Consider the following 4,812-nt stretch of genomic DNA (forward strand, 5'->3'; position numbering starts at 1 on the left):
GCGCCCCGCGGCCAGCCGCGCCACCAGCAGGAAGCTGGCGCCGGGGCTGATCGCCCCCAGCGTCAGCACCCCGGCGATCGCCAGCAGGCTGGCGCCGGTCACCCCAGCGCCTGCGCGTGCACCCCGGCCACCGCGCGGCCGGAGGGATCGGCCATCGTCGCGAAGCTGGCATCCCAGGCGATCGCCGCCGGCGAGGAGCAGGCGATCGACTTGCCGCCGGGCACGGTCTCGGCCGCGGCCGGGGTCGGGAACACGCGCTCGAACAGGCTGCGGTAGTAATAGGCTTCCTTGGTCTGCGGCGGGTTCACCGGGAAGCGCTTGTCGGCCGCGGCCAGTTCGCGGTCGCTGACCTGGGCCTCGGCATGCGCCTTCAGCCCATCGATCCAGCCGTAGCCGACGCCGTCGCTGAACTGCTCCTTCTGCCGCCACAGGATCGACTCGGGCAGATAGCCCTCGAAGGCTTCGCGCAGCACCGCCTTCTCGATGCGCTTGCTGCCGTCGGCGCGGGTGCCGGCCATCTTGTACTGGGCATCCATGCGCATGGCCACGTCCAGGAACTCCACGTCCAGGAACGGCACGCGCGGCTCCACGCCCCAGGCCATCATCGACTTGTTGGCGCGCAGGCAATCGTAGTTGTACAGCGCGTCGAGCTTGCGGATCAGTTCTTCGTGGAATTCGCGCGCGTTCGGCGCCTTGTGGAAGTACAGGTAGCCGCCGAAGATCTCGTCGCTGCCTTCGCCGGAGAGCACCATCTTCACCCCCATCGCCTTGATCCGCCGCGCCAGCAGGAACATCGGCGTGGAGGCGCGGATGGTGGTGACGTCGTAGGTCTCGATGTGCCGGATCACCTCCGGCAACGCGTCCAGGCCTTCCTCGAAGGTGTATTCGAAGCCGTGGTGCACCGTGCCCAGCGCCTCGGCGGCGATCGCCGCGGCGGCCAGATCCGGCGAGCCCTTCAGGCCGATCGCGAACGAGTGCAGGCGCGGCCACCAGGCCTCGGCCTCGTCGTTCTCCTCGATGCGCTTGCGTGCGAAGCGCGCCGCCACCGCCGCGACCAGCGACGAATCCAGTCCACCGGAGAGCAGCACGCCGTACGGCACGTCGGTCATCAGCTGGCGATGCACGGCGCGCTCGAACGCCTCGCGCAGTTCCTGCTTGCCAACCTCCACGCCCTGCACCGCCGCGTAGTCGCGCCACGGCTTGCGGTAGTACTGCACGAGCTCGCCGCTGGCGCTGTCGTAGTAGTGGCCCGGCGGGAACTGGGCGACGTCGGCGCAACTGTCGGCCAGCGACTTCATCTCCGAGGCCACCCGCAGCCGCCCTTGCGCGTCGTGGCCCCAGTACAGCGGGCACACGCCCATCGGATCGCGCGCGATCAGCACGCGCCCGGCGGCCTTGTCCCACAGCGCGAAAGCGAAGATGCCGTTGAGGCGGTTCAGCAGCGCGTCCGGCGTGGTTTCGCGGTACAGCGCGTTGATCACCTCGCAGTCCGAGCCGGTCTGGAAGGCGTATGGCTGCACGAGCTGCTTCTTCAGTTCGCGATGGTTGTAGATCTCGCCGTTGACCGCCAGCGCCAGCTGCCCGTCGTCGGACAGCAGCGGCTGCGAACCGCCGGCCGGGTCGACGATGGCCAGGCGCTCGTGGACCAGGATCGCGCCGTCGTCGACATACACGCCGCTCCAGTCCGGGCCGCGGTGGCGCTGCCGCTGCGAGCAGTCCAGCGCCTGCCGCCGCAGCGCCTGCAGGTCGTCGCCCGGTTGCAGGCCGAAGATGCCGAAGATCGAACACATGGGAAAGCTCCTGATCGTGGGGTGGTGGTTGCGGAGGGGAGACACCCAGGCACAAAAAAACCCGCATCGGCCGATGCGGGTTTTCTGGTGGCTGGGCGTGGTGTTTCTGGTAGCGCCTAGTCGCAGACCCGCATCGGCCGCGCGCGATTATTCGCCAGCGCGTTATTGCGGCCGTTGGCGTTGCTCGAGCGGAGGGCGGACAGCGAGGTCATGGAACGACCGTAACCCGGCACGCGGGCCGGCGCAACTGTTACCGCAGCAACCGTTCGATCAGGCGCAGGTACAGATCCGGCAGCGCCTCCAGGTCGGCCACGCGCACGTGCTCGTCGACCTGGTGGATGCTGGCGTTGACCGGGCCGACCTCGATGCACTGCGCGCCCAGCGGGGCGATGAAGCGCGCATCGGAGGTGCCGCCGCCGGTGCTCTCCTCCGGCGGCGCGCCGGCGACCTCGCCCAGCACCTCGCGCGCCACCCGGCGCAGCGTGCCTTCGGGGGTGTAGAACGGCTCGCCGCTGCGGTGCCAGCGCAGGTCGTAATCCAGGCCATGGCGATCGAGCAGCGCGGCGATCTCCGCTTCCAGCCGCGGCGCATCCCAGTGCGGGGTATAGCGCAGGTTGAAGGCGACCTGCAGTTCGCCGGGGATCACGTTGTTGGCGCCGGTACCGGCATGGATGTTGGAGAGTTGCAGGCTGGTCGGCGGGAAGCTTTCGTAGCCGTCGTCCCAGTGCCGCGCCACGAGCTCGGCCAGCGCCGGCGCGGCCAGGTGGATCGGGTTGCGTGCCTTGTGCGGATAGGCCACGTGCCCCTGCACACCGCGCACGCGCAGCGCGCCGGAGAGGCTGCCGCGACGGCCGACCCGCAGCAGATCGCCGAGCCGCTCGGTGGACGAGGGTTCGCCGGTGATGCACCAGTCGATGCGCTCGCCACGCTCGGCGAACACGCGCGCCACATGGCGCACGCCGTCGATCGCATCGCCTTCCTCGTCGCTGGTCAGCAGCAGCGCCAGCGTGCCCGAGTGCTGAGGCTGCGCGGCCACGAACCGTTCGGCGGCGACCACGAAGGCGGCCACACTGCCCTTCATGTCGGCGGCGCCGCGCCCGTACAGCACGCCATCGCGGACCTGCGGCGCGAACGGATCGCTGCTCCAGGCCTCGCGCGGCCCCGGCGGCACCACGTCGGTATGCCCGAGCAGCGCCAGCACCGGACCGTCGCCGCTACGGTGGGTGGCCCACAGGTTGTCGACCTCGCCGCAGCGCAGCCGCTCGATGGCGAAACCAGCACGTTCCAGCCGCTGCACGATCAGGTCCTGGCAGCCGGCATCGTCGGGGGTGACCGACGGGCGGGCGATCAGGTCGCAGGCGAGTTCAAGGACATCGGACATGCAGGGACACCGTTGGAAAGCACGAGGGAGACGCGATGCGGATCGGCGGCGGCAGCGTCGCGTGCCGACGGCGCACGGCGTGCAGTGTACGAGTGGGAGTGGCGGATTCGAAGCATCGACCAGGATCGCCGAACGGGTGCGCGGTCGCGGCGCCGGCCGTCGCTACGGCGCGATGCCCGGCCAGCGCATGCACTGCACGCGCACCGCGAAAGCTTCGTTGCCAGGCATGCGCCCGCCGTGCGTGCCGGTTTCGACGAAACCGCAGGCGCGATAGAACGCGAGCGCCGCGGCATTGCCCTCCAGCAATTCCAGGGTCAGGCCGGCCGGGCTGGCCTCCTGCACCGCGACCACCAGCGCCTGACCGACGCCGCGCCGGCGCGCGGCCGGATCCACGTACAGCCAGGCCAGTTCCTCGCCGTCGTCGGCAACGAAGCCGAGCACCTGACCCTGCGCTTCTGCGACCTGCACGCGGTAGTCGAACAAGCCTTCGCGCTCGGCCGCGATCGGCAGCGGCAGGAACGCCTCCGGCAGCCCCGCCGCCTGCAGTTCCTCCAGCCGCGCGGCATCGTGGATGGCGCACAGCCGCGCCCAGTCCTCGGCCCGGTACGGGCGGACGGTCACGCCACCCCGAACCGCTGTTTGAAGCCGTTGTCGGAGAAACCCTGGCTGAGCTTGCCGTCGTCGGTCACCACCACCGGGCGGCGGATCAGTTGCGGGTATTCGCGCAGCAGCAGCTTCCACTCGGCATCAGAGCCGGGTGTCTTCTTGTTGTCGGGCAACTGCCGCCAGGTGGTGGAGGACTTGTTGACCAGCGCGTCGAACCCACCGGCCTGGCCGGCCCAGTCCAGCAGGGTCTCCGGGGTCGGCTTGTGCTCGCGGTAATCGACGAAGGTGTAGGCAACGCCGAAGCGGTCCAGCCACTTGGTCGCCTTCTTGCAGGTGTCGCAGTTCTTCAATCCGTACAACGTCGTCATCGAAACATCCCTTCAAGCGAATGAAGCCCCTCTCCCACCGGGAGCGGGGTTGGGGTGAGGGTCGGTCGGCCCAGAACAGATCGCACTCCAAAGCACCGCGCACCGCCTTTCGGCGGGCGATGCCATCAGGAGACGAACCGGGCATGCCGTCATCGACAGGCAGCAGCGCGCGTGATCTTACCCGCCGCGCGCGCCATCGGCCTCCCAGGCGCAAGAAGACGCCGCCAGGCCTCACTGCACCGGCACGTCCTGGAGCTTGGCCGAGTCGATCCGCCAGCGCAGCTGCGCCGCCGAGGCGCCGTCCACGCCGTTGACCCGGCGCAGCACGTAGTCGCCGCGGAAGCGTTGCCGCGTGCCGTCGGCCAGCGTCGCCTCCACGGTGACCGGCACCGGCTGGTACACCGAACCGGCGGCGCCATCGCTGTCGCCCAGCGCGCCGATCGTCGCCTTCACCGCACGCGTCTGCGCGAAGCCGGCCTTGAAGGCCGCGTAGGACTGCCCCGGGCGCCCGTCCTCGCCCCACTGCTGCCAGGCCGTGGCGTAATCGCGCGCATTGATCGCCGCGTAGTAGCGCCGCACCACGTCGGCCGCGGCCTGCGGGCTGTCGGCGGCCGGGCCGCACCCGGCGGTGGTCGGTCCGTCGCGGCCGAGCAGCGCGCAGCTGCGC

At 70.2% G+C, this 4,812-nt stretch carries 5 protein-coding genes; all 5 read right to left on the reverse strand.

Features of this window, described 5'->3' with window-relative positions; genetic code table 11:
* Nucleotides 1-98: 98 nt before the first annotated feature.
* Nucleotides 99-1,790: an asparagine synthase B gene (gene asnB, locus D180_RS07125; protein WP_017912253.1), complete on the reverse strand. Its 1,692-nt coding sequence runs from the start codon at nucleotides 1,788-1,790 to the stop codon at nucleotides 99-101.
* Between the two features lie 250 nt (nucleotides 1,791-2,040).
* Nucleotides 2,041-3,171, reverse strand: a complete 1,131-nt coding sequence (gene dapE / locus D180_RS07130; RefSeq protein ID WP_017912254.1) for a succinyl-diaminopimelate desuccinylase — start codon at nucleotides 3,169-3,171, stop codon at nucleotides 2,041-2,043.
* A gap of 162 nt (nucleotides 3,172-3,333) precedes the next feature.
* Nucleotides 3,334-3,792: a GNAT family N-acetyltransferase gene (locus tag D180_RS07135; RefSeq protein WP_017912255.1), complete on the reverse strand. Its 459-nt coding sequence runs from the start codon at nucleotides 3,790-3,792 to the stop codon at nucleotides 3,334-3,336.
* Nucleotides 3,789-4,145: an arsenate reductase gene (locus tag D180_RS07140; protein ID WP_017912256.1), complete on the reverse strand. Its 357-nt coding sequence runs from the start codon at nucleotides 4,143-4,145 to the stop codon at nucleotides 3,789-3,791. Before D180_RS07140 ends, D180_RS07135 begins: the two co-directional genes overlap by 4 nt.
* 231 nt (nucleotides 4,146-4,376) lie before the next feature.
* Nucleotides 4,377-4,812 (reverse strand): hypothetical protein (locus tag D180_RS07145; RefSeq protein WP_017912257.1); only part of this gene is annotated, 436 nt, incomplete at its 5' end.

Origin of the sequence: Xanthomonas sp. SHU 166, from assembly GCF_000364685.1 — a bacterium.
Lineage (GTDB): Bacteria > Pseudomonadota > Gammaproteobacteria > Xanthomonadales > Xanthomonadaceae > Xanthomonas_A > Xanthomonas_A sontii.

Bases quoted from the DNA above. Each gene is read 5' to 3' on its own strand.
- asnB (WP_017912253.1), bottom strand. From the start codon at position 1,790: ATGTGTTCGATCTTCGGCATCTTCGGCCTGCAACCGGGCGACGACCTG.
- dapE (WP_017912254.1), bottom strand. From the start codon at position 3,171: ATGTCCGATGTCCTTGAACTCGCCTGCGACCTGATCGCCCGCCCGTCG.
- D180_RS07140 (WP_017912256.1), bottom strand. From the start codon at position 4,145: ATGACGACGTTGTACGGATTGAAGAACTGCGACACCTGCAAGAAGGCG.